Source organism: Pseudomonas sp. Leaf434, from assembly GCF_001425545.1.
In the GTDB taxonomy this organism is placed as follows: Bacteria; Pseudomonadota; Gammaproteobacteria; order Pseudomonadales; family Pseudomonadaceae; genus Aquipseudomonas; species Aquipseudomonas siliginis.
Genome location: NZ_LMQZ01000001.1, coordinates 1,595,649 through 1,621,719, shown reverse-complemented (window position 1 = coordinate 1,621,719; position 26,071 = coordinate 1,595,649). Strand labels below are relative to the sequence as shown.

The 26,071-nt window shown below is 60.6% G+C and carries 28 protein-coding genes; 18 read left to right on the top strand and 10 right to left on the bottom strand.

The window, feature by feature from the left end; all coding sequences use genetic code 11:
• Positions 1 to 54: 54 nt before the first annotated feature.
• Together ASG55_RS07225 and ASG55_RS07220 are read left to right on the top strand one after the other, a co-directional pair.
• A complete protein-coding gene (locus ASG55_RS07225; RefSeq protein WP_056784954.1) occupies positions 55 to 1,635 on the top strand; it encodes a RimK family protein in 1,581 nt (526 codons plus the stop codon).
• 3 nt (positions 1,636 to 1,638) lie between these two features.
• A complete protein-coding gene (locus ASG55_RS07220; protein ID WP_056784952.1) occupies positions 1,639 to 2,550 on the top strand; it encodes a magnesium transporter CorA family protein in 912 nt (303 codons plus the stop codon).
• A gap of 42 nt (positions 2,551 to 2,592) precedes the next feature.
• On the opposite strand, the gene ASG55_RS07215 is transcribed toward ASG55_RS07220, so the two are convergent.
• Positions 2,593 to 2,859, bottom strand: coding sequence for a hypothetical protein (locus tag ASG55_RS07215; RefSeq protein ID WP_041480507.1), 267 nt, complete (start codon positions 2,857 to 2,859; stop codon positions 2,593 to 2,595).
• A gap of 133 nt (positions 2,860 to 2,992) precedes the next feature.
• Between ASG55_RS07215 and tspO the strand changes: the two genes are divergently transcribed.
• Positions 2,993 to 3,436, top strand: coding sequence for a tryptophan-rich sensory protein TspO (tspO, locus tag ASG55_RS07210; protein ID WP_041480509.1), 444 nt, complete (start codon positions 2,993 to 2,995; stop codon positions 3,434 to 3,436).
• Positions 3,433 to 4,416, top strand: coding sequence for an alpha/beta hydrolase (locus tag ASG55_RS07205; RefSeq protein WP_056784949.1), 984 nt, complete (start codon positions 3,433 to 3,435; stop codon positions 4,414 to 4,416). Before tspO ends, ASG55_RS07205 begins: the two co-directional genes overlap by 4 nt.
• On the opposite strand, the gene ASG55_RS07200 is transcribed toward ASG55_RS07205, so the two are convergent.
• Positions 4,374 to 4,949 (bottom strand): TetR/AcrR family transcriptional regulator, encoded by a 576-nt coding sequence (locus ASG55_RS07200; protein WP_056784946.1) that lies wholly within the window; start codon positions 4,947 to 4,949, stop codon positions 4,374 to 4,376. The two genes, ASG55_RS07205 and ASG55_RS07200, sit on opposite strands and share 43 nt — an antisense overlap.
• Before the next feature lie 141 nt (positions 4,950 to 5,090).
• On the opposite strand from ASG55_RS07200, the gene ASG55_RS07195 reads away from it, so the two are divergent.
• A complete protein-coding gene (locus ASG55_RS07195; protein WP_056784944.1) occupies positions 5,091 to 5,786 on the top strand; it encodes a glutathione S-transferase in 696 nt (231 codons plus the stop codon).
• Positions 5,787 to 5,834: 48 nt separating this feature from the next.
• On the opposite strand, the gene ASG55_RS07190 is transcribed toward ASG55_RS07195, so the two are convergent.
• Positions 5,835 to 6,845 (bottom strand): zinc-dependent alcohol dehydrogenase family protein, encoded by a 1,011-nt coding sequence (locus ASG55_RS07190; RefSeq protein WP_056784940.1) that lies wholly within the window; start codon positions 6,843 to 6,845, stop codon positions 5,835 to 5,837.
• 157 nt (positions 6,846 to 7,002) lie between these two features.
• Between ASG55_RS07190 and ASG55_RS07185 the strand changes: the two genes are divergently transcribed.
• Positions 7,003 to 7,917, top strand: a complete 915-nt coding sequence (locus tag ASG55_RS07185) for a LysR family transcriptional regulator (protein WP_056784938.1) — start codon at positions 7,003 to 7,005, stop codon at positions 7,915 to 7,917.
• Between the two features lie 37 nt (positions 7,918 to 7,954).
• Here the strand turns inward: ASG55_RS07185 and ASG55_RS07180 are convergent, their stop codons facing one another.
• Complete coding sequence (locus tag ASG55_RS07180; RefSeq protein WP_370593534.1) at positions 7,955 to 8,347, bottom strand: carboxymuconolactone decarboxylase family protein; 393 nt, start codon at positions 8,345 to 8,347, stop codon at positions 7,955 to 7,957.
• Between the two features lie 70 nt (positions 8,348 to 8,417).
• Entirely contained in the window at positions 8,418 to 8,804 is a 387-nt protein-coding gene (locus ASG55_RS07175) for a MerR family transcriptional regulator (RefSeq protein WP_056784936.1), read from the bottom strand.
• A 281-nt stretch (positions 8,805 to 9,085) separates the two neighbouring features.
• On the opposite strand from ASG55_RS07175, the gene ASG55_RS07170 reads away from it, so the two are divergent.
• From ASG55_RS07170 to ASG55_RS07135, 8 genes are all read left to right on the top strand, one after another.
• Positions 9,086 to 9,442, top strand: a complete 357-nt coding sequence (locus ASG55_RS07170) for a metalloregulator ArsR/SmtB family transcription factor (RefSeq protein ID WP_056784934.1) — start codon at positions 9,086 to 9,088, stop codon at positions 9,440 to 9,442.
• Between the two features lie 64 nt (positions 9,443 to 9,506).
• Complete coding sequence (locus ASG55_RS07165; protein ID WP_056784931.1) at positions 9,507 to 9,977, top strand: arsenate reductase ArsC; 471 nt, start codon at positions 9,507 to 9,509, stop codon at positions 9,975 to 9,977.
• A 47-nt stretch (positions 9,978 to 10,024) separates the two neighbouring features.
• The gene (gene arsH, locus ASG55_RS07160) at positions 10,025 to 10,738 is read left to right on the top strand and encodes an arsenical resistance protein ArsH (protein WP_041480526.1); all 714 of its coding nucleotides are present in this window, start codon (positions 10,025 to 10,027) and stop codon (positions 10,736 to 10,738) included.
• Between the two features lie 68 nt (positions 10,739 to 10,806).
• Positions 10,807 to 11,880 (top strand): ArsO family NAD(P)H-dependent flavin-containing monooxygenase, encoded by a 1,074-nt coding sequence (locus ASG55_RS07155; protein ID WP_056784929.1) that lies wholly within the window; start codon positions 10,807 to 10,809, stop codon positions 11,878 to 11,880.
• Positions 11,881 to 12,091: 211 nt separating this feature from the next.
• The gene (locus tag ASG55_RS07150) at positions 12,092 to 12,343 is read left to right on the top strand and encodes a hypothetical protein (RefSeq protein ID WP_056784925.1); all 252 of its coding nucleotides are present in this window, start codon (positions 12,092 to 12,094) and stop codon (positions 12,341 to 12,343) included.
• 189 nt (positions 12,344 to 12,532) lie between these two features.
• Positions 12,533 to 13,357 (top strand): oxidoreductase, encoded by an 825-nt coding sequence (locus ASG55_RS07145; protein ID WP_056784921.1) that lies wholly within the window; start codon positions 12,533 to 12,535, stop codon positions 13,355 to 13,357.
• 284 nt (positions 13,358 to 13,641) lie between these two features.
• Positions 13,642 to 14,583, top strand: a complete 942-nt coding sequence (locus ASG55_RS07140) for an AraC family transcriptional regulator (protein ID WP_056784919.1) — start codon at positions 13,642 to 13,644, stop codon at positions 14,581 to 14,583.
• Positions 14,584 to 14,702: 119 nt separating this feature from the next.
• Entirely contained in the window at positions 14,703 to 15,116 is a 414-nt protein-coding gene (locus tag ASG55_RS07135; protein WP_056784917.1) for a PaaI family thioesterase, read from the top strand.
• A 69-nt stretch (positions 15,117 to 15,185) separates the two neighbouring features.
• Here ASG55_RS07135 and ASG55_RS07130 read toward each other — a convergent pair whose 3' ends face one another.
• Both ASG55_RS07130 and ASG55_RS07125 read right to left on the bottom strand, forming a co-directional pair.
• A complete protein-coding gene (locus ASG55_RS07130) occupies positions 15,186 to 16,763 on the bottom strand; it encodes a GMC family oxidoreductase (protein ID WP_056784914.1) in 1,578 nt (525 codons plus the stop codon).
• A 26-nt stretch (positions 16,764 to 16,789) separates the two neighbouring features.
• Positions 16,790 to 17,563 (bottom strand): alpha/beta fold hydrolase, encoded by a 774-nt coding sequence (locus tag ASG55_RS07125; protein WP_056784912.1) that lies wholly within the window; start codon positions 17,561 to 17,563, stop codon positions 16,790 to 16,792.
• An 88-nt stretch (positions 17,564 to 17,651) separates the two neighbouring features.
• On the opposite strand from ASG55_RS07125, the gene ASG55_RS07120 reads away from it, so the two are divergent.
• Positions 17,652 to 19,091, top strand: a complete 1,440-nt coding sequence (locus ASG55_RS07120) for an HD domain-containing phosphohydrolase (RefSeq protein WP_056786813.1) — start codon at positions 17,652 to 17,654, stop codon at positions 19,089 to 19,091.
• A 14-nt stretch (positions 19,092 to 19,105) separates the two neighbouring features.
• Here ASG55_RS07120 and ASG55_RS07115 read toward each other — a convergent pair whose 3' ends face one another.
• The gene (locus tag ASG55_RS07115) at positions 19,106 to 20,005 is read right to left on the bottom strand and encodes a LysR family transcriptional regulator (protein WP_056784909.1); all 900 of its coding nucleotides are present in this window, start codon (positions 20,003 to 20,005) and stop codon (positions 19,106 to 19,108) included.
• Positions 20,006 to 20,213: 208 nt separating this feature from the next.
• On the opposite strand from ASG55_RS07115, the gene ASG55_RS07110 reads away from it, so the two are divergent.
• Positions 20,214 to 20,990: an SDR family oxidoreductase gene (locus tag ASG55_RS07110; protein WP_056784906.1), complete on the top strand. Its 777-nt coding sequence runs from the start codon at positions 20,214 to 20,216 to the stop codon at positions 20,988 to 20,990.
• A gap of 48 nt (positions 20,991 to 21,038) precedes the next feature.
• Here ASG55_RS07110 and ASG55_RS07105 read toward each other — a convergent pair whose 3' ends face one another.
• Positions 21,039 to 21,932, bottom strand: a complete 894-nt coding sequence (locus ASG55_RS07105) for a LysR family transcriptional regulator (RefSeq protein WP_177342709.1) — start codon at positions 21,930 to 21,932, stop codon at positions 21,039 to 21,041.
• Between the two features lie 95 nt (positions 21,933 to 22,027).
• Between ASG55_RS07105 and ASG55_RS07100 the strand changes: the two genes are divergently transcribed.
• Positions 22,028 to 23,194, top strand: a complete 1,167-nt coding sequence (locus ASG55_RS07100) for an MFS transporter (protein ID WP_056784905.1) — start codon at positions 22,028 to 22,030, stop codon at positions 23,192 to 23,194.
• Between the two features lie 13 nt (positions 23,195 to 23,207).
• Here ASG55_RS07100 and ASG55_RS07095 read toward each other — a convergent pair whose 3' ends face one another.
• A complete protein-coding gene (locus tag ASG55_RS07095) occupies positions 23,208 to 24,383 on the bottom strand; it encodes a XylR family transcriptional regulator (protein ID WP_016774329.1) in 1,176 nt (391 codons plus the stop codon).
• A 283-nt stretch (positions 24,384 to 24,666) separates the two neighbouring features.
• Here ASG55_RS07095 and xylA point away from each other — a divergent pair, with 283 nt between their 5' ends.
• A complete protein-coding gene (gene xylA / locus ASG55_RS07090; RefSeq protein WP_056784902.1) occupies positions 24,667 to 25,983 on the top strand; it encodes a xylose isomerase in 1,317 nt (438 codons plus the stop codon).
• Positions 25,984 to 26,071 lie beyond the last annotated feature (88 nt).

The following is a 26,071-nucleotide window of genomic DNA, read 5'->3' as shown; positions in this document are numbered from 1 at the left end:
GAAAGGCCCGTGATTTATTGAAGCGGCGTCTTCTTCAACAGGGATTCATTACTCATGTCAGCGGTGCAAGCCAACGTGAACGAAGTATTAGACAAAACCGAGCATTCGACAATCTCCCTCAGCGAGGAACCTCCCAGTATCAAGCCCTCGGGAAGTCGATTGCTCATACTGGTCGAACGCAAGGATGACTGGGCTGATTACCTGCCCAGCGAGAGCCTGATGCTGGCTCAGGATTACCTTGAACACAGCGACGATTTTCCTCATCGCACCCAGGTCATAAACCTCTGCCGCAATTACAAATACCTCGGTCAGGGCTATTACTGCTCATTGCTGGCCGAAGCGCGCGGACACAAGGTTTTCCCCTCGGTACGCACCGTCAGCGAGCTGGCGCGCAAAGCGCTTTACGGGGTCGGGCTGAATGATCTGGAGCGCACCCTGGAGCGGGCGCTGGCCAACCATCCATACGGCGAAACCGAAGCCTTCACGCTGTCGCTGTACTTCGGCAAGGCCTCGATCGAGCCGCTGCAAGAGATCGGCCGTCAGCTGTTCGAAGCGTTCCCCTGCCCTATCCTGCTGGTGGAATTCCGCCGTGGTGAGAGCTGGCAGATCGCAGGCATCAAGGCCGGTGCACTGCACAAACTTCGTGACGAACAGCAGCATGTTTTCGCTGATGCACTGGATGCGTTCAATCGCAGGACATGGCGTCAGCCCGCCTCCAAACGTGTGGCCCGCTACGACCTGGCCATCCTGCATGATCCTGACGAAGCCCTGCCGCCGTCCAATCCCGAGGCATTGCAGCGTTTCATCGCTGCGGGCGAACAGCTGGGTATCGATGTCGAGCTGATCGAGAAAAAGGACTACGCGCGTCTCGCCGAATTCGACGCGCTGTTCATCCGCGAAACAACGCGAGTGGATGATCACACCTATCGGTTCGCCAAGAAGGCCGAAAGCGAAGGCCTTGTGGTGATTGACGATCCGTCGTCCATCCTGCGCTGCACCAACAAGGTTTATCTGGCCGATTTGCTGAAGCGTCGCGGGCTGGGCATGCCGGCAACGGAAATACTCTACAAGGATCGTCCGCAGGAACTCGAAAACGCAGGGCGTCGCCTCGGTTTTCCCTTGGTATTGAAAATCCCCGATGGCTGTTTTTCACGGGGTGTGATCAAGGTCGCCGATGCACAAGCGCTGGCCACGGCCGCGCAGGAGTTATTCGAACACTCGGTGCTGCTGCTGGCGCAGGAGTATTGCTACACCGAATACGATTGGCGCGTCGGGGTGCTCAATGGCGAAGCGCTGTATGCCTGCCGATACTTCATGTCCAAGGGGCATTGGCAGATTTACAACCACAAGGCGCTGCCCGGCGAGATCAACGGAATGTGCGAAGCGGTGCCCGTCGAGCAAGCCCCGCCCGCAGTCGTGCAGCTCGCCGTACAGACGGCGCGGCTGATCGGCGACGGCCTCTACGGCGTCGACCTCAAGCAGGCGGGCGATCGGGTACTGGTGATCGAAGTGAACGACAACCCCAACCTCGACGCCGGCATCGAAGATGCGGTGCTGGGCGACGAATTGTACCGGCGCGTATTACAGGCTTTTACCCAAAGGCTTGAGCTCAAACACCGTGGCCAAGCGTGGTGAGCAATGATTGAAGGCTATTGCATTGATTGCGGCGCCCTGCACAGGACATCGGAGGACCAGGCGACTGTCTGGCTGTGTGTCGCCCCGGACGCAGCCGAGCAACTGGATTTGCACAGACGCCTGGGCATTGGCGCACAAGCGATAGAGTCGTCGCTGGACCCAGATGAAGTGGCCCGCATCGAGGTCAAGCCAGATCACCTGTTCCTGATCTGGAAGCGTCCGGAAAGCTTCGACGGGCGCGCATTCAACGTTTCGTCCTTCGGAGTGGTGCTGAGCGAAAAACGCCTGGTGGTCATTTGCGCGAGCAACTCGCTGCTTTCGGGTCTTGAGCACGATGCGCAAATGACCGGGCCGCTGGACGTGCTGATGGCGTTACTCGCTGAAAGCGTTCATCACTATCTCGGGCATTTGCGCGTGGTCAAACAGATCGCCCGGGAGATTCAACAGCAATTCACGCGGGCAATGGACAATCAGCAATTGGCGCAGATGTACAACCTGAGCGAAAGCCTCGTGTACTACGTCAATGCGATTCAAAGTAACGGTGCGGTGCTGACGCTGCTGCGCAACCACGGCCAGCGTCAGGGCTTCAGCGACAGTCAACTGGCTGCGCTGAACGATCTGATCGTGGAAAACGAACAAAGCTTTCAGCAGGCCAGAATTCACGCCAAGGTGTTCGCCAACCTCATCGAATCCCATGGCAACCTTGCCAACAACAGCATGAACCGGGCCCTGCGCAAGCTGACACTGATCAACGTCGTATTCCTTCCTTTGAACCTGATCGCCGGCATCGGTGGCATGTCGGAGTTCAGCATGATGACGTCCAGCGTCCCATGGTGGATGTCCTTTCCCGTGCTGATCGCCTGCATGGGCCTCGTGGGCGCGGGGATGGTGCTGGTATTGCGGCGCATGGCCTGAATTCAGAGCACATTCTGCTAACGCCTGCGCCGCATGCGGGCGTCAATTGGTGCGGCTGACCACCCGGATATGCGTAATCCCTACCCGCTCAGCCTGCTCGAGAATCTGCTCTGGCGTCGAATCCGCCGTGGGCATGACCAGGCTGTTTTCGGCATCGCCCAGATGCAGTTCCAGCAGATGCATCGCCGCGTCGTGCTCGGCCAGTTGCGCTTCCTTGAGTTCGAGCAGATAAGTACGAGGCTCGCCGTTGAAACGGTATTCGATGTGATAGGTGTACATGTTGTCGTCCGCGTCGGTGGGAAAAGGCACTGTTTATCCTGACGCAGCGGTCAGCTTTTAGTTCAACCTGACTGCCAAATTGCATTTGCGAACAAACTTTTTGCGCAGCGAAGCGTCCTCTTCTTAACTCTCCACAACAGCTGATCACAGCTAAGGACTGGCAATGACCTTTTTCATCTTCCTCTTGGCCTGCGCGGCGGCGGCAACCACTGGCGTGATGTTCAAACCCGGCCCGTGGTACGAATCGCTGACCAAACCCTCCTTCACCCCGCCCAACTGGGCCTTTCCCGTAGCGTGGACGATCATCTACCTGCTGCTGGCCTGGGCCGGTTATCGCCTGAGCCTGATCCCCGGCAGCCAAACGGTGCTGGCCTTGTGGGCCGCGCAAATCGCCCTGAACACGCTGTGGACGCCGGTGTTCTTCGGCGCGCATCAGGTGCTGGCGGCGCTGGTGATTCTGGCGGTGCTGTGGGTGGTGGTCGCGGTGATGGTCGTGCTCGCCCTGCAACTGGACGTGGTCACCGGGCTGATTCTGTTCCCTTATCTGGCGTGGCTGTGCGTCGCGGCGGCGCTGAACTGCTCGATCCTGATGAAGAATCGCCTGTGAGCGACTTCCCATGGCCGCAAGGCGAGCGCGAGCTGGCGCAGGTGCGTGGGTTCAACAGAAAGCTCGCCTGGCTGCCACGCTTCAAGATCCGCAATCGGCTCACTCCACGGCTGATTCAGGCGTTGCTGCGGACGGGTCAGCTCGGCGGCGACGGCAAGCTGCGCCAGCATGGGCTGACCGCCGAACGGAAGATCATCGACACGGTGCCCGTGCGCATCATCCGCCCCAAGGGCAAAGCCAGAGGCGTGGTGCTGGATTTCCATGGTGGCGGTTGGGTGATCGGCAATGCACAGATGAACGACAACTTCAACATCGCCATCGTCAACACTTGCGACGTGGCGGTGCTGTCGGTGGATTATCGGCTGGCGGTGTCGACGCCAATCGAGGGCTTGCTGGAAGACTGTCTGCGCGCCACTCGCGGCATCTTGAACGATGGCGAATTTGCCGGACTGCCCGTGGTCGTCGTCGGTGAATCGGCCGGTGGGCATCTGGCGGCGGCCACCCTGCTCGCCCTCAAATATTCGCCGCAACTGCTGCAACGGATCTGCGGCGCGCTGCTGTATTACGGCGTCTACGACCTGACCGGCACGCCCAGCGTGCGCGCCGCGCCAGCCGATACCTTGGTGCTCGACGGCCCCGGCATGGTCGAAGCGTTGCGCCTGCTCACGCCGGATATCAGCGACGAACAACGACGCCAGCCACCGCTGTCTCCGCTGTACGGCGATTTCAGCGGACTGCCACCAGCACTGCTGTTTGCCGGCGACATCGATCCGCTGCTGGATGACTCGCGACTCATCGCTGAGCGCTGGCAGCAAGCGGCGCCGGTGGAGATGTACGTGCTGCCAGAGTGTCCGCATGGCTTCATTCACTTCCCGACCGCCACTGCTGACCATGTGCTGGCTTACAGCCGCAAGTGGATCTCGGCGCGAGTGGCAAGCTACTCAGTGAAATCCGCCGAGATCAGCCCGGCGCTTTCGTAGCTGCCGATCAACTCATCAAACAACGCAATATCCCCTCGGCTGCGTGCAATCAACTGCGCACCGGCCACCGCCGCGTAAATCGCCCGCGCCCGCGCCTCGCAGCTGTCTTCGTCGGCAGCTCCTGCAGCGATCAACACCTGGGTCAGCCACTCGATGTTGACCTCTGCGAACTTCTTCACCTGGTCCTTCACCGGGTCTGGCAGATCCTGGTATTCGGCAGCCATGAAGCTGACCAGGCACAGCCGATTACCGTTCTCCAGCGAAGTGCGGAATATCGACGGGTACAGCTTCAGGGATTGATGCGGCTCGGGATTGGCCTCACGAATACCGTCCAGCGCCTTGGCCGCGTCTTGCCAGTAACGCTCGGCAACTGCCGCGCCGAGGTCGGCCTTGCTGGGAAAGTGATAGTAGATGCTGGCGTTCTTGATACCCACCACTTCACCGATGCTACGGAAGTTGATGCCGTTGTAGCCGTGGGTCTGCGCCGCTGTTTTGGCGGCGTCCAGAATAGCTTCGCGTGCGTTCACGCTCATGTCTGTGTCCTCGCTGACTATCGGTCAATGGGGCGGAGTGTACCCGCGAAAGATTTACCTGCCAATTGGCAGGTAGGGGATTGACAGGAATAAATTCTGGTCGCAGTCTTTGCCTACCAACTGACAGGCAGGGCAACTGAAATGACCGCTAACTCGACTCAAAACGACGCTCACTCCATTTCCGCATTGAAAATCTACGACTGGTACAACGGCCCCTACCCGGCGCGCGTGCGCATCGCCCTGGCGGAAAAATCGCTTTTGGCCCGCACCGAATTCGTCTCGGTAAATCTGTGGAAAGGCGAACACAAGAACCCCGAGTTCTTGCGCTTGAACTACTCCGGAACGCTGCCAGTGCTGGAGCTGGAAGACGGCACGCTGCTCGCCGAATGCACGGCCATCACGCAATACCTGGACGTTCTCGATGGCAACCCTGTCCTCACCGGCCGCACACCGATTGAGCAAGGACGAATACACATGCTGACCAAACGTGCCGAGATCGAATTTCTCGATGCCGTCAGCGTGTATTTCCACCATGCAACCCCGGGACTCGGCCCGAAAGTGGAGCTGTACCAGAACGCTGAATGGGGCATGCGCATGCGGGACAAGGCTGTGCGCGGCATGCGCTATTTCGACAACTTGCTGCGTCAGCAGCCGTTCGTGGCCGGCACCAATTTTTCCATGGCGGACATCGCCGTGTTGGGCGGGATGATCTTCTCGGCGCTGGTTGAGCTGGAAGTCCCGGAAGACTGCACGGCACTGCGCGAATGGCACGCGCGCATGCAGCAACGTCCGAGTGTGCAGCAATGGCGCGCGATGGTTGAGCGAGGCGAGCCGTAAAAAACCAGACCAGCAAAAAAGGCGCCTTGATCGGCGCCTTTTTCGTTGTCAGCCTACCTTGATCACAACCTTGCCAAACGCCCCCTTCGCCAGATGCTCATAGGCATCGCGCGCCTTTTCGAATGGATACACATGGTCGATCACCGGCCGAATATCGTGCTCGGCGAGGAACACGTTCATCCGGTCGAACGATGAACGCGGTGCCACCGCAATGCCGCGAATGGTGGTCTGGCGGAAGATCAGCGGCATCAGGTTCAGCTCGACGGTCTGCCCTGTCAGAAAGCCAATCTGCGCTATCCGCCCCGAGGCCTTGGTCGCTGCTACCGACTGATTGATGCCATTGCCTCCCGCCACATCGAGCAGCAGGTCCACACCCTTGCCCTCGGTGAGTTTCAGCACCTCGTCCGCCCAGTTCGGCGTGCTGCGGTAGTTGATACCGGCGACCGCGCCCAGACGTTTTACCGCGTGCAGGTTTTCATCGCTGCTTGAGGTAGCGATGACTTTGGCGCCCAGCGCGGTGGCGATCTGCACGGCGAAAATCGATACGCCGCCGGTACCCTGCACCAACACAGTCTGGCCCGGTTGAATAGCGCCGAAATCCACCAGCGCATACCACGCAGTCAGTGCGGCGATCGGCAGTGTCGCCGCCTCTTCATCGCTCATGTTGGCCGGCGCGCCGACGGCGCTGTCCTGATGAATGATCATGTACTCGGCGAGGCCACCGGGCAGCGGCGAACCGAAGCAATAATCCGGCTCGCTCGGCCCCGGCTCGCCATCCAACCAGCGCGAGTACAGATGTGAATTGACGCGGTCGCCAACCTTGAAACGAGTAACACCGGCGCCGATTGCAACTACGGTACCGGCGGCATCGCTCACCGGAATCAGCGGTTTCGGCACCAGGTGCGGCTCGTAGATACCGTCAACGATGGCCTTGTCGCGAAAATTCAGCGAGACCGCGCCGACCTTGACCAGCAGCTCGCCAGCCTTGGGCTGCGGGGTTTGCGTCTCGCCCAGTTGCAGATTGTCGAGCCCGAAATCTTTCAGTAACCACGCTTTCATGATGTGTCTCCAAATGCATTATTGGCCGCAATCCCTCAGCGGGCTTGCCTTGGGGCCATGATTGGCTTTTACATCAGCGCAATAAATGCTTGGAAACAGACATGATTGTTCTATTCTCAGGCAACAAATCCAGATACTGAAGCTCACCGGAAAAGTCATGGAATTACTGCAATCAATGCGCCTGTTCGCCCGACTGGCGGAGCTGGGCAGTTTCACCAAAGCCGCTGAGTCGCTGGACATCGGCCGGCCGCAGGTCACTCGCTATATTCAGGAACTGGAAACATCGCTGGGCGTGCGCCTCTTCCAGCGCACTACGAGGAAAGTCGCACTCACCGCCGAGGGTGAACTTTTCTATCAGCGGGTCCAGGAAATTCTGGCCGAGATCACCGCCGCCACCACAATGTTCGATCGCACCGGAGCCACGCTGTCCGGCCGCCTGCGCATCGACATTCCCACGGCGTTCGCGCAGCTGGAATTCATCAAAAGCCTGCGCGAATTCACCGACACCTACCCCGGCATCGATATGGTGCTGGGCGTCACCGATCGTGCGGTTGATCTGGTCGGCGAAGGCATCGACTGCGCGCTGCGCATCGGCGAGCTGCCCGACTCAACCCTGATCGCCCGCCCTATCGCCTTGGCGACCATGGTCACCTGCGCCGCGCCCGAATACCTGCGCGAGCACGGCACACCGGAAACGCTTGGAGATCTGGCGAACCATCAAGGCGTGAACTTTCTCTCGGGCCAGAACAACCGCACCTTGCCCTGGCAGTTTTCAGTTGAGGGCAAACAGAAATCCTACGTCAGCCGCCAAGGTATTACCGTCACCGAGTCGAACGCCTACGTGCAGTGTGGCGTGTCGGGCTTCGGCATTATTCAGGCACCGGGTATCGCGGTGGCAGAGCATCTGGCTAACGGTGCTCTGGTGGAAATTCTGCAACCGCTGCGCCCGCTGCCTCGGCCAGTGACGCTTTTGTACCCGAGCCGCACGCATTTGCCGGCGCAGGTGCAGGTGTTTATCGAATGGCTGCAGGTGCGGTTTGTGCAGTTGCATGGGGGGTGGGTGGTAGGTTGAATCTGGCTTTATCCCGCAGTTTCTGCAGCGTGCGCACCTAGGATTTAACACTGATCCCGCGAGCAGCAAAGACTTCACGCGCAGCCGTTATACCGTTCAAGGCGCTGGGAAATCCTGCGTATACGGTCATTTGCAAGATCACATCGACCACCGCCTCCGGTGTGCACCCGACGTTCAGGGCGCCGCCGATATGCACTTTCAGTTGTGGCTGTGCATTGCCCAGTGCGGTCAGTGCCGCAACGGTTGCCAGCTCACGAGTGCAGTGATCGAGCCCGGGGCGGGCGAAGACATCGCCGTAGGCAAAACTCAGAATCCAGTCCGCAAGCTCTGGAGCAGTATCCTTCAATGAATCAACCACTGCCTGACCAGGTCCGCCAGTAATCTGCGTCAGAGCGGCTTCTCCGCGCGCTCGACGATCAGTCATGTCCACGGGCGCTGCCACACTGGTCACGCTTGCGCCAATCAATGTGGCGGACAGCAAGCGGTTGAAACCGGGAAGTTTACGGATCATGGTGATGCTCCTTTTGCTCGAGTTGGTGATAGATCTGAATCTTGTTATCCAGAACCTCCAGGGACTGGCTCAACTGGCTGATCTGCGCTTGCACGTCCCGGCGATGCTGCTCGAGAAGCTCGCGGCGTTCTGCCAGGGTCGAGTCGCCTGATCGGCGCAGTTCGGCATACCGCAGCATTTGCTGGATCGGCATTCCGGTCGCCTTCAACCGGAGCAGAAACTCGGCCCACAGCACATCCTTCTCGGCGTACACCCGGTGGCCATTGCCACCGCGCCCAACCGGGTCGAACAGCCCGATGCGCTCGTAATAGCGGATCGTGTGAGCGCTCAAATCAAGGCGCTTGGCCAACTGTGAAATTGTCAGTTCTGGATTCATGTCATCACCGTAAAGGTTTGAGCGTGCTCTAAGTCAATGGCTATTTTCAATCAGTTGGAATCAGACAAATCGCGGGCACTATCCGCGCGGTCCGTCGCTATCAGTCTCGACGGTTCAACCCCTGTTATATTCGCTTTACCGGATATATGACTATGCGTATATTCGGTTATCCGTATCCATTGCTCGGCAATCATCCCGCCGCCTTTCACCCTACGCGTCACGACATCCGCAAGCGCATCAGGCTCTTCGTTTTGGTCAAGACACAAGCTTCTGGAGGATGTATGACAGAACCCATGACCCCCACCACCTTGTTCAAGTGTCTGGCCGATGACACCCGGGCCAAAATTTCCCTGCTTGTCGTGCGCGAAGGCGAGTTGTGTGTATGCGAGCTGACGGCAGCGCTCGACCTGAGTCAGCCGAAGATTTCTCGCCACTTGGCGCTGCTGCGCTCCGCCGGTTTGCTGCTGGATCGTCGCCAGGGTCAATGGGTGTACTACCGACTGAATCCTGATGTGCCCGCGTGGGTGGCAGCAGTTCTGAAGGAAGTGGCAGACGCCAATCAGCCATGGCTGGAAACCGAGGCCAAGCGCCTGTGCTGCATGAGCGACCGACCGATCAATCAGGCCATGTGCAGCTGATTCATGCCCACCGGATCAACCACCCTGGCACTGCGCCTCAGTTTCTGAATGAAGGAATCGTCTGATGAAAATCTTGTTCATGTGCACCCACAACAGCTGCCGCAGCATTCTGTCCGAGGCGCTTTTCAACCATTTGGCGCCCGAGGGTCTAGAAGCCATCAGCTCGGGAAGCTTTCCCAGTGGCCGGGTGAATCAACGGGCACTGCAAACGCTGGAGGCGGCGGGCATCTCCACGGCGGGCTTGAGCAGCAAGGCTTCGGATGCTTTTGAGGGCTCGCCTCCGGACATCGTGATCACCGTCTGTGATCGGGCTGCGGGAGAAGCATGCCCGATCTTTTTCGGCCCGGCCCTGAAGGCGCATTGGGGTCTGGCCGACCCGTCTGAGGCTAGCGGGTCGGAAGCCGAGATCACCGCAGCGTTTGAAACCACACTCGCCAAAATCCACGAGCGCGTGAGCGCATTTCTTGCGCTGCCACTGAAGACCATCAGCGCTCAACAGTTGAAAGCTGAACTGAACCGCATCGGTTCGCTTTAAAGATCAACCGAGGCGCCCCCCCTCCAGGTGCAGCCGCAGGAGTTCATATGCAAGACACATTGCCAAACGTACACGCCGACCTGATCGACATTCCTACGCTGGAGCAGCTGTCTCCGCGTAATCCTTCGCCCCACAAACCTCGCATTTTGCTGCTATACGGATCGACGCGAGAGCGCTCGTTCAGTCGTCTGGTCACGCAAGAAGCGGCACGCCTGCTGAATGAGTTTGGCGCCGAAACCAGGATTTTTGATCCTGCGGGTCTGCCGCTGCCTGATGACGCACCCGACACGCATCCCAAAGTCGTGGAACTGCGCGAGCTGATGCAATGGTCCGAGGGTCAGGTGTGGTGCTCTCCTGAGCGTCACGGCTCCATGAGTGCCGTGTTCAAAGCGCAGATCGACTGGGTTCCGCTGGCGCTGGGCGCTGTACGACCTACGCAAGGCAAAACCCTTGCTGTGATGCAGGTCTGCGGCGGGTCGCAGTCCTTCAACGTGGTCAATCAGTTGCGGGTACTTGGCCGGTGGATGCGGATGTTCACCATCCCGAACCAGTCTTCCGTGGCCAAGGCGTTCACCGAGTTCGATGAAGCGGGTCGCATGAAGCCTTCTTCGTACTACGACCGCTTGGTGGACGTGATGGAAGAATTGATGAAGTTCACGCTGCTCTTGCGCGATCGTCAGGATTACCTGGTCGATCGTTATTCAGAGCGCAAGGAATCCGCCGAAGAGCTGTCCAGACGAGTCAACCAGCGTTCCATTTGATGCCTGAGTGGGACAACGGTATGGCCGGACCCCGATTTTTCACACGTTGAGGCCTTTGCGCCGGGAGGATGCTGGTGAGTCAGAATTCGACACTTGATGTTGTGGTCATTGGTGGTGGCCAATCCGCGCTGACAGTCGCCTATTTTTTGAAGCGCACAGGCTTGTCTTACGTGCTGCTCGATGCCGAGCCGGGACCGGGAGGCGCCTGGCGGCATGGCTGGGATTCGCTGCGGCTCTTCTCGCCGTCGGCATGGAGCTCGATTGCAGGCTGGCCGATGCCGGCCATATCCGAGGGGACGCCCGGGCGGGACGATGTTGTCGAATACCTGACTCAGTACGAGCGCCGGTATGACTTCCCCATCATCCGCTCCACGCGGGTGACCGGTGTCGAGAAGATCGAAGGCGGGTTGCGCGTTATCTCAAAGGACAATTACTGGGACGCCAAAGCGGTTATCAGTGCAACAGGCACCTGGAGCCGCCCGTTCGTACCGGACTATCCCGGCCAGGCGTTGTTTGCAGGCAGGCAGCTTCATTCCGCTCATTACGTCGGGCCGAACGGGTTTGCGGGTAAAACCGTCCTTGTCGTCGGTGGCGGCAACTCCGGCGCCCAGATTTACGCCGAGGTCTCCAAAGTGGCGCAGGCAACCTGGGTCACGCAACAGGCCCCAACGTTTCTACCTGATGAGGTGGATGGACGCGTCCTGTTCGAACGCGCTACTGCTCGACTGAAGGCGCAGCAGGATGGCGTCGAGCCTCAACAGCCCATTGGAGGGCTGGGCGACATCGTCATGGTGCCACCGGTGAAGGAGGCTCGCGAACGCGGTGTACTGAACGCAGTACGGCCGTTCACGCGTTTTACTTCGACAGGGGTTGTGTGGTCATCGGGGATCGAGACAAAGGTGGACGCTGTCATCTGGTGCACGGGCTTTTCTCCAGCGCTCGACCACCTGAACAACCTGGGCGTTGTAGGCCGGGATGGCAAAGTGATTGTTGACGAAAGCCGAAGCGTTGCGATACCCGATCTGTGGCTGGTGGGTTACGGCGACTGGACGGGGCTCGCTTCTGCCACATTGATCGGCGTAACCCGCACCGCCCGGGATGTAGTCAAGCAAGTGCAAAGCTATCTCACTGGCGGAACCTGATTGCTCGCGGCGCCGTGAAGCCATAAGGTCGCTAGCCTGTAAATCATCTTCAGCGAGCAGAATCAGGCAAGTCGCCAACAGTATCCGCCTAACGCCGACACCGCCCTGCCCCCTAATCTGAACCCATGCAGAACACACCACTGCAACGGGTTAACCAGATACGGATCTGAACGACCCGGACCTCAATCTCAACTTGACCGGAGTCACCGCCATGAAAACTGTAAGCCAACTGATCGCCGTCGCCACTTTCGCCCTCAGCGCCAGCGCATTCGCCGTACCGAGCAATCAGGAAGATCGTTTCTTCACCCAGGTCAACGAACCACAGCAGACTGTTGCTGCCGATGGCTCGGAACGTACGCCGCAGGGTCAGGCCATCGCTGCCGACGGCTCAGACCGCACCTCAATGGGCCAGGCCCTCGCCGCTGATGGATCAGACCGGACCCTAGGTCGTCGCGCAGCATAAGCGCGTGTCGCTGAAACAAGAAAAGTCCTGCAGGTTTGAAACCTGCAGGACTTTTCCGTTTTTTGAGGCAAGACCTGATCGAAAACCCTATTGATAGGAACAGGCAATACTCCGATCCGATTCGGCATCGTCCGCCAGCGTTATCCGCCCTAGCATGGCCTCTCCAATTGCCTGCTGGAGTACAGATCCATGAAGACCCTTTTCATCACCGGTGTCAGCAGCGGCTTTGGCCAAGCGCTGGCCAAGGAAGCACTTGCCCAAGGCCATAAGATCATCGGCACAGTGCGCAGCGAATCAGCGCTGGCAGCCTTCGAAGCGCTGTCGCCCGAACGCGCGCATGGGGTGGTGCTGGACGTTACCGATTTCGATGCCATCGATGGGGTGGTTGCGGCTGTGGAGGATCGTCACGGCCCGGTGGACGTACTGGTCAACAACGCAGGTTATGGCCATGAGGGGATTTTCGAAGAGTCCTCTCTGGAAGAAATGCGCCGCCAGTTCGACGTCAACGTGTTCGGCGCGGTGGCGGTGACCAAGGCGTTCGTCCCGTATTTTCGCCAGCGCCGCGCGGGGCATGTTCTTAATATCACGTCGATGGGCGGCCATATCACCATGCCCGGGATCGCCTATTACTGCGGCAGCAAGTTTGCGCTTGAGGGGATCTCCGACACCTTGAGCAAGGAGCTTGCGCCCTTCAATATTTTTGTCACCGCTGTGGCGCCGGGGTCATTTCGCACCGACTGGGCAGGCCGCTCGATGCAACGCACGCCGCGTAGCATCAGTGACTACGACGCAAGCTTCGATCCGGTGCGCAAGGCCCGGGAGGAGAAAAGCGGCCAGCAGCTGGGCGATCCGCTGAAAGCTGCACGGGCCATGCTGACCATCATCGACAGTCCAGATCCGCCGGCTCACCTGCTATTGGGCAGTGATGCGCTGGCGCTGGTGCGTGACAAGTTGCAGCAGACGGCGGAGAGTATTGAGCAATGGGCAGCGCTTAGTCGTTCGACGGATGGCTGAAAGATCAAAAGCACCCTCACCCCAGCCCTCTCCCGGAGGGAGAGGGAGCCGATCGCGGGTGGATTCAACTCCTGAGCCTGCCTCGAAGATTTCCGCAGGGCTTATTACGCTAGAACAGCGCGGTCAGCATTCGGCGCGATATTTCAGGTCGGCAGATCCCGATCTAACACCACGGTCAGTCCCCTCTCCCTCTGGGAGAGGGCTAGGGTGAGGGCTCTGTCTGACACCCCGCCAATCAGCCAGACAGGTTCGAACGCGCCTTTTCACAAGGAAACCCACAGCCCATGCCGAAACCGAAAGACCCAATCACAGCGCGCATGGTCCAGCTAATGAGCCAGCTCGCCCCGCTGGAAGGTTACAACCTGAGCCCGCTGGACGATGTACGTTTCCTGCGTTCCAACCGACCGCTGACCCGCACGCCGGTGCTGTATGAACCGGGCATCGTTATCCTCTGTCAGGGGCGCAAACGCGGCTATCTCGGCGATGAAATCTACGTCTACGACGCTCAGCACTATCTGGTGGTGTCGGTGCCGGTACCCTTCACCATGGAAACCTGCGCCAGCGAAGCCGAGCCGATGCTCGCGGTGTACGTGCGTCTGGATTTCGCCCTGGCTGGCGAGCTGATTCAGCAAGTGGATGAGCTGTGGGATTTCCCCACAGCGCAGCCGATGGGCATGTACGCCTCGCCTCTCGACGAACCGCTACGCCAATCGACCCTGCGCTTTCTTGAAGTGATGAGCAACGATGCCGACGCGCAAATCCTCGGCCCGGCGATGCTGCGCGAGCTTTACTACCGTATCCTCACCGGCGAACAAGGTGGCACCCTGCGCGCCGCCATCGCCCAACAAGGCCAGTTCGGCAAAGTGACCCGCGCCATCCACAAGATCCACAGTTGCTATCACCAGCATCTCGACGTAGAAACCCTGGCCGAGGAAGCGCAGATGAGTGTGCCGAATTTTCATCTGCACTTTCGCAAGGTTACCGATTCCTCGCCGATGCAGTATCTGAAGTCGACGCGGCTGCACCAGGCGCGATTGCTGATGCTGCGTAACGACCTGACCGCGGCAAAATCTGCGTTTCTGGTCGGTTACGAAAGCGCCTCGCAATTCAGCCGCGACTTCAAACGCCTCTTCGGCCGCACACCGCTAGCGGAAGTGGCGTGGATGAAAACGGCCTATGCGCTGCCGGCACCGACGAGTGCTTCGCCGTTTGTGTCGTCGCACTGATTTTCAGTGCCACGCTCCGCGCATTTATTGCAGCAAATTCCCCGTTCGCATAGTGCTTGCCCCCTCCTGCGTTTCCTCGCCCAATCATGCAGGTCAGTCGCCTGCATCAGGATGGGAACATGAACACCACAGCCATTCCCGAAGGTTTTACTCCGTTCACCCGCAGCAGTCCTTTGCTGGATCTGCTCGGCCCGATCTACGCCAGGGGTCAGGGGCTGCACTTGGAACTGGGTTTACTGACCGACTCCCGCCACGCCAATGGCCGTGGCACTTTGCATGGCGGTGTATTGGCGACACTGGCGGACGTGGGCATGGGTTACGCCATGGCCTTTTCCAGCGATCCGCCGCAGCCGTTGATCACCGCGAGCATGACCCTGGATTATCTCGGCGCGGTGCAAATCAACGAGTGGCTCGAAGTGCGTCTTGAGCACTCCAGAAAGGGCCGCCAATTGGCGTTTGCTGGCGTCAGTCTGCACGTCGGTGAGCGAACGGTTGCGCGCGCCAGTGCCGTGTTCGCCGTGCCGATGAATTGAATCGACTGACTCGACTCATCGTCACATCTGGACGGCAGGCTGGGATTTTCCGCCCCGCCCGCACGGTCATTACCTTGAAGGCATTGTGTTCGCCATCGTCACCCCATACGCAGCCAGAAGCATATCCGCCGCCCGCTCACCAATAACGACACACGGCGCCATCGTGTTGCCAACGGTAATGCGCGGCATGATCGAGGCATCTGCAACGCGCAGCCCGTCGATCCCGTACACGCGTAATTGGTGGTCAACCACCGACAGCGCATCGCGGCCCATTTTTGCCGTGCACGACAGGTGCCAGTAGGTCACGGCCGAATTGCGGATGAACTGCTCCATAGCGCGACGCTCTCTGGGACCGGGCACGACTTCGCGCTTGATCAGCGCATTGAAGGCCTGGCTGTTGCCGAGTGCGCGGCACAGTTCGATCGACGCATGGGCTGCGGCCATGTCCTCGGGCTCGCTCAGGGAGTTCGGCTCAATGATCGGTGCATCCAGCGGCCCAGCACCCGACAACCGCAAGCGTCCGCGACTGGCAGGTCTGGCCAGCCCGGCGAACATGGTCCAGCCATGCTCCGGCGGCTCGATGGCGACCTCAGGCGGAGACGGTACCGCGAATGCCAACTGGCACTGCAACAGGTCCGGGGCTTCCAGGCGGCTGTCGCTTTTCCAGTACAAGGTGGTTTCGCATCCGCTGCCAGCGACGGCCTGGGGTTGTCGATACTCCCACGTGCAAGCGAACGCCAGATGATCCTGCAAATTCTCGCCCACACCGGGTAGATGAACGACCGGTGCGATGCCGTGTTTTCGCAGTTCATCCGCCGGGCCGATGCCCGACTGCATGAGCACTTTCGGTGATTGCACCGCGCCCATGGACAGGATGACTTCAGCTGCGGCATGAAAGCAGCGCCGCTCGCCGGCAATCAACACTTCGACACCGACGGCCCGGGTGCCGTCCAGCAATACGCGGGTCACTAAGGCTCCGGTCAGCACCGTCAGATTTGGACATTGCAAGCGTGGCTGGATGTAGGCGTCATAAACCGATTCACGCTTGCCGTGTTTGATGCGCAAGTCGGTGATGGCGACCCCGCCCGGGCCTTCCATCATCTCGCCATTGGGACTGTCGAATCGGGGGATGCCCAGATCGCTGGCCGCCTCCAGCGTTGCCCACGCAAGGGGTTGAGGCGTGGCCGGCTGTTCGACATGTACCGGCCCACCTGAACCACGCCGAGTGGCGTCCGGGCTGCCTTGCCAGTTTTCGATCCTGCGGTAGTAATCGAGAACCGATGTGTAGCCCCAGGCCGGGTCGCCAGACTCGGCAGCAAAATGCTCCCAATCGGCGCGATGGCCGCGCGACCAGACCATCACGTTGATGCTCGAACCTCCACCGAGCCCCTTGCCCATGCTCAGCGGGAGCCGTCGACCGTTGAGGCGTGGATCGGATTGCCCCTCGAATGCCCAGTCGCGCGCGGAGCCCAGGTTCAGCGGCCATTGCGCCGGTTCGGTCACCTCGGGGCCTGAGTAACCTTCGCCGGCTTCAATCAGCAGAACCCGTGCGCCTGACTCATCGGCAAGCCGCGCAGCGACCACGCAGCCCGACGTGCCGGCACCACAGACAATGAAGTCATAGTCGTGATCGCTCCGAGGATTCATACGCCCGCTCACCTTCGATGCCGCGATCACTGCTCAGCAACGCTGTGCACGGCTTTGAGAATCACCGCCGCGACTTGCGCCGGCTGCGACTGCTGCGGGACATGGCTGGACTTCACCTCGGCGAGGGTCGCACTGATGCGCTTGGCGGCAGACCGCTGGACGTCGGGATGAATCATCCGGTCTTCGGTAGCGAGCAGGTACCAGGACGGCTTGGTTTTCCAGGCCGAAGCGGTGGTTTTATCTTCGAAAGCCGAGGCCTTGATCGGCCCCTGTGTGGCGGTCATGACGGCGGTCTGCGCGGCCGGCAGATCCTGAGCGAAATCCTTGGCCATGCCTTCAGCGGTGAGATAGAGGAAGCCGTTACCGTCGGCCTTGATCTGACTGATGCCCGGCGGCGTCGGCGCGCCTTTACCCTGCTCGCCGCTGGTTTGCCCGGCCTCTGGCGCGAACGCGGCGACATACACCAGAGCGCTGACTTTCTGGTCGTTGCCGGCTTCGGTGATCACCGTGCCGCCCCAGGAGTGACCGACCAGCACCACCCTGCCCTGCTGGTTGTTCAGCGCGCGGCGCGTGGCGGCAACGTCATCGGCCAGCGAGGTGAGCGGGTTTTGCACAACGGTAACGGCCACGCCTTTGGCTTGCAGCAGTGGCACCACTTTGGCCCAGTCGGAACCGTCGGCGAAGGCGCCATGTACGATCACCACCGAAGGCGTTGTATCCTGCGCGTGGCTGGCGCCGGCCATGAAGGTACTGGCCAGGGCAAAGGCGACGGTGGCGAATTTCGATTTGATTGTTTTCATTGGATGAGCTCCTGTTCGGGAGTTCAGAGTGTGCTGGCCGGCCTGCGATGTGGGCATCGGTCAATTATCCGACCCCGGGGCATTTTTCATGGATAGTGGCTTGCAACTGGACATCTCACTGGACGGCGCATTGGCAACCATCGCCCAGGTCGGTGACCTCAGCATGGGGCAACCGCTCGGTCACTCCCGGCGCGTTGCCGCTTTGGCGCGGATGCTCGCGCAGGCATGCCACGGCGACGGTGAGCATCTGCAGGTTGCAGAGCAGATTGCCTTGCTGCGCTGGTCTGGGTGCACGGCCAACGCCGAAGGCTTTGCCGACCTGCTAGGTGACGACGTCGATGGTCGCCGCGCAATGCTCGATCTGACCCTGGGCAATGAGCAGATGAACGCGGTGCATCAGGCAACCCCGCTGGCCGTGGTGCACTGTGAAGTGTCCGGTGCAATCGCCAAAACCCTCCAGCTCGGAACCGCCGTCGAAGCGGGCCTGTGTCGGGTGTTCGAAACCTACGACGGCACTGGCCGACCGCTCGGCGTGGCGCATGAACATATCCCGGAGGTGGCCTATCAGGTGGTCATGGCCGGTGATCTGGATATTCTCACTCGCGCTCACGGCCTGGACGCGGCGTTGCGCTGGATCAACGAGCAGTCGGATCGGCGCTATCCAGCGTCGCTGGTGTCGTTGCTGGTGGCCAATGCCAAGGCCTGGCTGGCGGATCTGGAAACGCTTTGCACAAAAGTTGAACCCGCGCCTGAGCAGCGTCGTGTCTCGCTGACTTTGGTCGGAGACGTCATTGACTTGAAGCTGCCATGGCTGGCCGGGCATTCGCGTCAGGTCGCGCATGTTGCCGTGGAAGCTGCGCGCCTGTGGGGGCTGGGTGAGCCGGCTTTGGCAAACATTGGCAAGTCCGCGCTGATTTACGGTCTCGGCCGCGCAGCCGTTTCCAATCACCTATGGAATAGCCCAGGGCCGCTGCCCTATGGGGCGGCGGAGCGAATTCGCCTGGTGCCTTACTGGACGCAACAGGCGCTCCGACCGATTCCTGAACTGGCCGCGCCCGCCGAGATAGCCACCCACGCGTATGAACGGCTCGATGGCAGCGGCTATTTTCGCGGCGTGGCCGGTGATGCACTGAATGCCGAACATCGGCTGTTCGCCACCTCGGTCGCCTGGGTAGCGTTGAGGCAAGCCCGGCCATGGCGAACAACCCACGACGAAGCCGCAGCAGCCACGCTACTCAAACAGGATGCTGGCCGTGGTCTGTTCGACAACGATGTCTGCGAAGCGGTCATTGCCGCCGCCAGTGGCGAGCGCCGCCTGCGGCAACCCAAGCCTTCGCTGCTGACAGCCCGTGAGTGCCGCATTCTTCTGGAGATCAGCCGTGGCGCCAGCAACAAACAAGTCGCGCAACTGTTGGCTATCAGTCCGAGCACGGTACGCACGCACATGGAAAGCATCTTTCGAAAATTGCAATGCTCGACCCGGGCAGCCGCCACCTTGAAGGGGCTGACGATGGGCTTGATCGCCTGAATACCGTGCCGGGGTCAAGCCTGACTGGCGCGCGCCAACTCAATGAATGCCCTGGCGGCCGCAGAGGGATTGCGGCGGTTCGGGTAGTACAGGCACAACCTGTCTCGGGGCGGGGTCCAGTCCTTGAGTACCTGCACGAACTCGCCGCTGCGGATTTCGTCACGAACGTCCTGCTCCATGAAAAAGCCCAGCCCCATATCCGCCTGCACCGCCACCTTGACCACGCTCGATTCATCCAGGGTCAGCGGCCCGTTCACATCCAGACGAATGACTTCGCCGTCGCGCTCGAAATACCAAGGGAAAATCGCCCCGTTCGGCAGTCGCACACGGATGCATCGATGCCCGGGCAGATCGGACGGCGTGCGCGGTTTGTCGTGTTGTGCAAAATACCCCGGCGAACCGACCACCGCGTACCGTTGCGGCGGCCCGACTGGCACCACAATCACATCGTTGGGCACCAGGCCTGCCGAGCGCACGCCGAAATCGAAGCCGTCAGCCACGATATCCACCAGGCGCCCTTCGGTCACAAGGTCAATGTGGACTTTCGGATGCTGCTGCAAAAACTCGATCACCAGTGGCAGCAGCGCCGAACGAGCAGCGCTGGCGAATGCGTTGATGCGCAGCGTTCCCGAGGGTCCGGCATTCTGCGATCGCACTGCATCCAGTGCGGCGCGCAAGTCGTGCAAGGCTGGCCCCACTTGCTCGAGAAACACCCTGCCCGCTTCGGTGATGGCGACGCTGCGGGTGGTGCGGTTGAACAGGCGCGATTCGAGGCGCGCTTCGAGTTGCGCAATGGTGTTGCTCAGCGCGGTGGTCGAAACGTCGAGATCAATGGCAGCCTGGCGGAACGACCCCCTGCGTGCCACCGCTATAACGGCATCCAGTTCATTAAGGGCTAAGCGATCCTGGGCCATGGATTGTCCTGTTTTCCGGGATGGGTCATTACGATTTGTCCCAGTTGAACAAACTATCTGCAGCGCAGCAAGATGACTCCAGACCATCAATCAGGAGTCAGGCAATGAACCTTCAACTTTCCAACGTCGTGCAAACGTATCTCACGGTCACCGACGAGAAAAAAATCTCCGACGCAATCCATCAATTCCTCGCGCTGGAGATCTCGCCATGCTGAATTCAGGATTGACTGGCAAGCGGGTGCTCGTCACCGGCGGTACCAAAGGAATCGGCAGAGCCGTTGTGGATTGGTTCGTAGCCGAGGGCGCGAAAGTCATCACCTCGGCTCGGCAAGTGGACGTCCAAATGCCAGGCGCACTGCTGGTCGCGGCTGATCTTTCGACCCGGGAAGGTTGTGACGCACTCATCGCTGCGGTCGAACAGCAACTGGGCGGCGTCGACATAGTGATCCATGTCCTGGGTGGCTCGTCGGCCCCCGGTGGTGGTTTTGCGGCGCTGGACGAGGAACAGTGGCATCGCGAGCTCAACCTGAATCTGCTGCCGGCGGTGCGCCTTGATCGCGCCCTGCTCCCGGACATGCTCGAGCGTCGTAATGGCGTGGTGATCCATGTCACATCCATCCAGAGTCGGCTGCCACTGCCGGAATCAACGACGGCGTACGCGGCGGCCAAGGCTGCGCTGTCAACCTACAGCAAAAGCCTGTCGAAAGAAGTGTCACCCAAGGGGGTTCGCGTGGTGCGGGTATCGCCGGGCTGGGTTGAAACCGAAGCGTCGGTGGCATTCGCCGAGCGACTCGCGCAGGAGGCAGGCACTGACTATCAAGGTGGCAAAGACATCATCATGCAGGCCCTGGGCGGTATCCCGCTCGGCCGCCCGTCGACGCCAGTTGAAGTGGCTGAGCTGATCGGGTTCCTGGCATCGCCGCGAGCAGCGTCGATCACCGGGAGTGAATTTGTGATCGACGGCGGCACCATCCCGACCATTTAGCCGCCAGTCTGCGGGTCATGGACGACCCGCAGAATCCGCACAGCACGTCTACATCCGATGCTGCTCCAGCAAAAAATCCACAAACAAGCGCACCCGCACCGGCATCGCCGCGCCGCCCACGAACACCGCATGAATCGGTTCCTCATCGCCCGGGTTGAACGCTTGCAGCAGCGGGATCAGCGCGCCGCGCTGCAAGTCTTCCCTGACGGTGAACTCGCCAATCCGCGCAATTCCGGCGCCGAGTCTGGCGAACTGGGCCAGTGCTTCGCCGCTGCTACATTCGATGTTGCCGCTGACTTTCAGCGAGAACTCCTTGCCGTCGCGGATAAACGGCCAATTGGCTTCGGCGCGGCGGAAGTTGAAGCGCAGGCAGTTGTGCTTGAGCAGGTCTTCGGGTTGCTGAGGCGTGCCATGACGTTCCAGATAGTCGGGCGATGCCACGACCACCTGGCCGGTGTGGCCGAGCCGGCGGGCGGTCAACGGGCTGTCGGGCAGATAGCCGAAGCGTATGGCGACGTCAGCCTGCCCGGCGAGGATGTCGACGACTTCATCGCCAAGGCTGAGGTCGACGACGATGTTCGGGTAACGGGCGGTGAAGGCTGCGACCAGCGGCACAATGGTCAGCCGTCCATGGCCAAGGGCGGCACTGACACGCAAGCGGCCCTTGGGTACGCCTTGATCGGTGATGGCCCCTTCCACTTCGTCCATGTCGGCGAGAATCCGCCGGGCACCGCGCAGGAAGGCCTCGCCCTCGGCGGTAAAAGTGAGTGCGCGGGTGGTGCGCAGCAGCAAGCGGGTACCAAGTCGTTGTTCCGCGCGGGCGATGATCCGACTGACCGCCGAAGGCGTCAGTCCCAGCGCACGCGCAGCAGCTGAGAGGCTGCCCTCCTGCGCCACGGTGACGAACACGCTCATTTCCCCTGATCTGCCGTTGAAGTCCATTCGTGCCTCTTACGCAAAGGTGATTGCCAAAATCGCCATCTACCGCCGGAAAACCATGGATCGTAGCATTGGCGGCATAGATGAGGAGACTTTCCATGCGTATCAATCCACCACTTGTTGCACTCGCTGTCGGCGCCTTTGGCATCGGCGTCACCGAGTTCGCGCCGATGGGCATGTTGCCCGGCATTGCCGCCGATCTCGGCGTTTCCATTCCCGCTGCGGGGTTGCTGGTCAGTGCCTACGCTTTGGGCGTGCTGCTCGGCGCGCCGCTGATGACCCTGACCACTGGCAAGATCCCCCGGCGCTATCTGCTGATCGGGCTGATGGCGATTTTCACCTTGGGTAACCTGATGTCGGCGTTGGCCACCGATTACTCCAGCCTGATGGTCGCCAGGGTGATCACCTCGCTCAATCACGGCGCATTCTTCGGAGTGGGCTCTGTGGTCGCCGCCAGCGTGGTCGCGCCGGAAAAACGCGCCGGCGCTGTCGCAGCGATGTTCATGGGCCTGACCCTGGCGACCATTGGCGGTGTGCCGCTGGCGGCCTGGTTCGGTGAGCTGTTCGGCTGGCGCACGGCGTTCTGGGGCATTACCGGCCTCGGTGTGCTGACCATGATCGCCTTGTGGTTCGCCCTGCCCAACCTGAAAGCAGAGCAAGGCGCGGGGGCGCTGGCGGAAATACGTGTATTGGGCCGCGGTCCGGTGCTGGCCGCGCTGGCCCTGACCGTGGTCGGCTCGAGTGCGATGTTCACCGTATTCACTTACATCGCGCCGATCCTCAGCAGCGAGACCCATGCCTCCGCCGCGTTCATCACCGCCATGCTGGTGTTGTTCGGAATCGGTTTGACGCTGGGCAACATGTGGGGTGGCAAGGCTGCCGACCGTTCGATTGACCGCACCCTGATCGTGTCGCTAAGCGCATTGATTGTGGTGTTGCTGGCGTTCACTGTGCTGATGCGCTGGCCGCTGCCGGCCGCCGTCGCCATTCTGATCTGGGGTATCGCCAGTTTCGCCCTGGTGCCACCGCTGCAAATGCGCGTGATGGAAGCGGCCAAGGACGCGCCGAATCTGGCTTCGGCGGTGAACATCGGTGCGTTCAATTTCGGCAACGCGATCGGCGCGGCGCTGGGTGGCGCGGTGATCAATGCCGGGCTGGGTTATCCGGCGATTTCCCTGGCCGGCGCGGCGATGGCCGGTCTGGGGTTGCTGATGGTGCTGACGTTTGCCTGGCGTTCCAGAGCCAATGCCGCTGCGCTGGCGTGAGCCATGCGCAGCGCTACGCCCCGCCCTGCTGATACTCACGCGGCGTGCAGCCGAACTCGCGACGGAACACCGTGTGCAGATATTGCGCAGACTTGAAGCCGCAGGCCTGGGCAATGTCGGCAATCGCCGCATCGGTGTTCTTCAAACCGCTGGTAGCCGCCGCCAGTTTGAAACGCAGAATCTCGTCATGCACGCTGCAACCGCGCTCGGCGCGGAAATGCGCTTCCAGCGATGAGCGCGACACGCCGACATACGCCGCCACTTGCGCGGTCTTGATGCCCTGGCAGGCATATTGGCGGATGAACAGCAGCGCTTGCATGACGTACGGATTGCCCAGCGGTTGGTGCAGGCTCGACACCTGCACATTGACCGCGTCCGGCGGAATCAGAATCTGCGTGCCGGTGGACGGCATGCCGTGGAGCATCTGGTGCAGCAATTGCGCGGCGGTGCGGCCCATGGTTTCGGTGCCTTGGATCACCGAACTCAGGGGCACGCGGGTCAGGCTGCGGGTCAGCGGGTCGTTGTCGATGCCGATCAGCGCGACCTGCTCGGGCACGGCAATGCCGGCGGTCAGGCAGGCTTGCAGCAACTGCCGAGCGCGGGCGTCGCTGACGGCGATGATGCCGATCGGTTTGGGCAGGCTGTGCAGCCAGGCTATCAGTTGCTCGACGGCACTGTCCCACAGCGGCGCGCTGGTGCCCATGCCGCGATAGATCTCGGCATGCAGGCCGTCGCGCTGCATCAGTTTGCGAAAGGCTTTCTCCCGCTCCTGCGCCCAGCGATTGGCCTGCGCCTCCGGCAGACTAAAACAGGCGAAGCGCTGCAACCCCGCCTCGACCAGATGCGAATAAGCCAGAGTGATCAGTGCGTTGTTGTCAGTGGCTACGTAGGGAATCGCTTTTGGATAAGCGCGTGCATCCTCGTAGGAACCGCCGACCGCCACCACCGGCAAATGAATGTCGGCCAGCGCCTCGCCAATCAGCGGATCGTCGAAGTCGGCAATGATGCCGTCACCCTGCCAACGCTCGATGCCCTTCAAGCGGCAAAGAAAGTCCTCTTCCAGAAACAGGTCCCAGGAAGCGCGGGTGCTGCTCAGGTAGTTGCCGATGCCGCTGATGATTCCACGGTCGTAGATCTTGCTGCCGTTGAACAACAGGGCGATGCGGTGCACGGGCGGTAGGCTTTTCATTCAGTATCCGGATTTTGCGTCAAGCCATTCGCGAGCAGGCTGGCTCCCACACGGTTTTGTGCACGACACGAATCAAATGTGGGAGCGAGCCTGCTCGCGAAAGCGGCCTCAAATTGTTTTTGTTCCGGGCGCCATGTCACGGCGACGATGGACACAGACTAGGCCTGCGCGCGCTGAAGCTCAATACGCAAAATCGCACTCGCAGTTGAGGCTTTTCATAATCAGCGGGCACGGGGGCGTTGCTAGTATCGAGACACCGCCAAGAACAACAAGGACAAGGTCCATGCAGTATTTCCCCAATATCGAGCCGGTTCGCTACGAAGGCCCGAACAGTGATTCGCCCCTCGCTTTCCGCCACTACGACGCCGACAAACTAATCCTCGGCAAACCCATGCGCGAACACCTGCGCATGGCCGCCTGCTACTGGCACACCTTCGTCTGGCCGGGCTCCGATGTGTTCGGCGCCGGCACCTTCAAACGCCCCTGGCAACGCAGTGGTGAGCCGATGCAACTGGCTATCGGCAAGGCTCAAGCCGCCTTCGAGTTCTTCAGCAAACTGGGCATCGATTACTACTGCTTTCACGACACGGACGTCGCCCCCGAAGGCAACTCGCTGAAGGAGTACCGCGAACACTTCGCACAAATGGTCGATCGCCTCGAACAGCATCAGGCACAAAGCGGCATCAAGCTGCTCTGGGGCACCGCCAACTGCTTCAGCAATCCACGTTTTGCCGCCGGTGCCGCAAGCAATCCCGATCCGGAAGTGTTCGCCTGCGCCGCCGCGCAAGTGTTCAGCGCAATGAACGCAACCCATCGCCTCAAGGGCTCCAACTACGTGCTATGGGGCGGTCGCGAAGGCTACGAAACCCTGCTCAATACCGACCTGAAACGTGAGCGCGAACAACTCGGGCGCTTCATGCGCATGGTGGTCGAGCACAAGCACAAGATCGGTTTCACCGGTGACCTGCTGATCGAACCCAAGCCCCAGGAGCCGACCAAGCACCAGTACGATTACGACAGCGCTACGGTGTTCGGCTTCCTCCAGCAGTACGGCCTGGAGAAGGAAATCAAGGTCAACATCGAGGCTAACCACGCGACCTTGGCCGGCCACAGCTTTCATCACGAAATCGCCACCGCCGCCTCGCTGGGGATTTTCGGCAGCATCGACGCCAACCGTGGCGATCCGCAGAACGGCTGGGACACCGACCAGTTCCCCAACAGCGTCGAAGAAATGACCCTGGCGACCTATGAAATCCTCAAGGCCGGCGGTTTCAAGAATGGCGGTTTCAACTTCGACTCCAAGGTGCGCCGGCAGAGCCTCGACGAGATCGACCTGTTCCACGGTCATGTTGGCGCCATGGACGTCCTCGCCCTGTCGCTGGAACGCGCCGCTGCGATGGTTGAGAACGATCAATTGCAAGTGCTCAAGGATCAACGCTACGCCGGCTGGCGTCAGCCGTTCGGGCAAGCGGTGATGGCGGGCGACTTCAATCTTGAGTCGCTGGCCGAGCACGCGTTCACCAACGAACTGAACCCGCAAGCCGTCAGCGGCCGCCAGGAAATGCTCGAAAACATCGTCAACCGTTACCTGTATCGCTGATGGCCAAGGGAGACTGCCGACGCAACGACGCTGTGACAATTGCACGACAATTCTGTGCCTGCTGCGTCGGCAGATTCTCTACAGTTCT